Raw genomic sequence first — 2,462 nt, forward strand, 5'->3', positions numbered from 1 at the left:
ACCGGGACGGAGCGGACCGGAACGGAGGCGGACCAGGGACAGGGGCGGACCAGGGACAGGGGCGGACCGGGGACAGGGGCGGACCGGGACGCGGTGGCCGACGCCCCGAAGCGCCGAAGCACGACGGGACACGGGGCTCGAGGCTCGGAGCTCCGGGACACAGGGCTCGGAGCTCGAGGCTCGGAGCTCCGGGACACAGGGCTCGGAGCTCGAGGCTCGGAGCTCGAAGCTCGAGGCTCGGAGCTCCGGGATACAGGGCTCGGAGCTCAGAACTCGGAACTCGAGGCTCGACGAAGCGCCAACGTGCCGACGGACCTCGCGGCGCCGGAGGTGCGAGAGCGCGAGGGCGCCTGGGCGTGTCCAGGCACGGCGATGCACCGCCTCGCGGCCGACGGAGTGTCGGATCGCCCGGCAGGTCGGGCTGCGGATCAGAACGGCGGAGACGCGTCCACGAACCGCGGCCGCGTCGGCGACAGCAGCGATGGTGACGGTCGAGGTGACGACGGTCGCGATGACCTCAGCTGCGATGACGAGGATCGTGGTGACAGCGGGTGCGGCTGCTGCTCCGGCTGCGGCTCCGGCTCCGGTTCTTGCGCCGATTGCGGCGTCGGTCGTCGCGTGGGCGGCAGCGGAGCCCCGGGCAGCGCCCGCGGTCGGTCGGTGATCCGACGGCCGGTGGGGGTCGTCCAGACGACGGTGCCGTCCGGATGGAGGGCGTAGGTCCAGCGGTCGCCGTGGCGGACGTGGTGGTGCGCGACGCAGAGCGAGGCCAGGTTGCCGAGGGCGGTCTCGCCTCCGTTCCGCCATTCGAGGGTGTGATCGGCCTCGGCCGTCGAGGACGAGCGGGTGCAGCCGGGGAACCGGCAGGTCCGGTCGCGCAGCTGCAGCTGGAGGCGCATCCGAGGGGGCGGGACGCGGAGGGTCCTGCCGACCGACGTCACCACTCCCGTGTCCGGATCGGTCAGCACCCGCGTGAAGGTGGCCGCCGTGCGCACGAGCTCCCGGGCGACGTCGGCGGGGACGAGACCGTAGCCGTCGAGTTCGGCCGGCGCGTCGTCGAGGCCGACCGCGGTGCTGGCGGCGAGGGTGAGGCGCACGTCGGCGCGGACTCCGGAGACCGAGGCGGGGCTTCCGAGTACAGAGGCGGGGATTCCGCTCGCTCCTTCGCCCGAGGATCCGTCTGCGGAGATGTCGCCGTCGATGAGCAGATCGACGAGTGCGTCGGCCCGCAGCTGCGCGAGCGTCCGGCCGTCGCCGAGGGAGATGTCAGCGTCTCCTCCGGCGCTGCCACCCGTCTCCGCGCCGAGCACGGCACCAGCACGCGCACCAGCACCAGCACGCGCACCAGCACCAGCACCAGCACCAGCACCAGCACCGACTGCTACCCGGGCATCGCCACGGGCACCAGCACCGCTCTGTGCAGTCGCACTCGCACTCGCACTCGCACTCGCACTCGCACCTGCACCTGCACCTGCACCTGCACCGAGCCCGATCCTCGCCGCGTCCGCCCCGTCGCGGAGCGAGCGGGCGATCCGGTCGAGACGGTTGTAGGCGCCGACCGCGACCGGGGCCGGCAGCAGGGCGCAGAGCGTGGCCATGCCGTCGGCCTCGGCGCCGAGCCACACGCTGCGGTCCTCGCGGGCGCGGGCGTGGCGCTCGGTGAACGGCTGCTCGTGCAGCTCGTCGCGCAGCCGCGCCACGGTCCGGCGGAGCTGGGTGGGCGTCTGCGAGAGCGCCGCGGCGGCCGCCCGCTCGTCGAAGGACGCGCGCGACGGAGCGGGGAGGGTCGCGGCGGCGGCGCAGACGACCTCGCCGGCCTCCCAGAGGATCCGGGCCTCGGCCAGGAGGGTGCGGGTCGCCGGGAGGTCCTCGATGAGGAGCCGAGCGTGCTCGAGACGCCGAGACGCCACGCGCTCCGACATCCCGAGCGCCGTCGCGAACTCGGCTCGGATCGAGCGCTCCACGAGGTCTCCCGCCTCGCTCCGGGAGAGACGACTCCCCCGCGCGAACGACTCCGGCACGAGCAGCGCCGCCCGGTACGCCGTGTGCAGGGCGACGGCCCCCGCGAGCAGCACCGGAGCCGAGGAGCGGGCGAGCCCCGCCGCGAGACCGGCGAGCGCGCGCACCGCGTCGAGCGTCTGCGCCGTCTCGCCCGCGCGCACCGCCTCGACCGCCTGCGCCGCGTCACCCGAACTTCTCATACGTGTATTGAATCAGCGACCACCGACATCGGGCCGGGGCCCGTGACCGGGATCGGGACAACGGAGCCGGTACCCCGCCTGTGGAGGGAGGACCGGCGGCGAGCGCAAGCTCGCACATCCCTGTCCGCGCGATTCCTGAGCCGAGCCACCAGCCCGCGCCGCCCGCCCCGCTCGCCGGTCTCGCGGCGGGGCTCGCCCGCTCCTCGGCTCCGGTGCTGCTCGCGGGGGCCGTCGCCCTGCACACGGCGTACCGGGCGGCGC

The 2,462-nt window shown here is 74.7% G+C and carries 1 protein-coding gene; it reads right to left on the reverse strand.

Going from position 1 to position 2,462, the window contains the following annotated elements; genetic code table 11:
• Window positions 1-428: 428 nt before the first annotated feature.
• Window positions 429-2,201: an HNH endonuclease signature motif containing protein gene (locus C5C63_RS16575; protein ID WP_104326459.1), complete on the reverse strand. Its 1,773-nt coding sequence runs from the start codon at window positions 2,199-2,201 to the stop codon at window positions 429-431.
• Window positions 2,202-2,462 lie beyond the last annotated feature (261 nt).

The sequence above is a fragment of the Rathayibacter sp. AY1B8 genome (assembly GCF_002932775.1).
In the GTDB taxonomy this organism is placed as follows: domain Bacteria; phylum Actinomycetota; class Actinomycetes; order Actinomycetales; family Microbacteriaceae; genus Rathayibacter.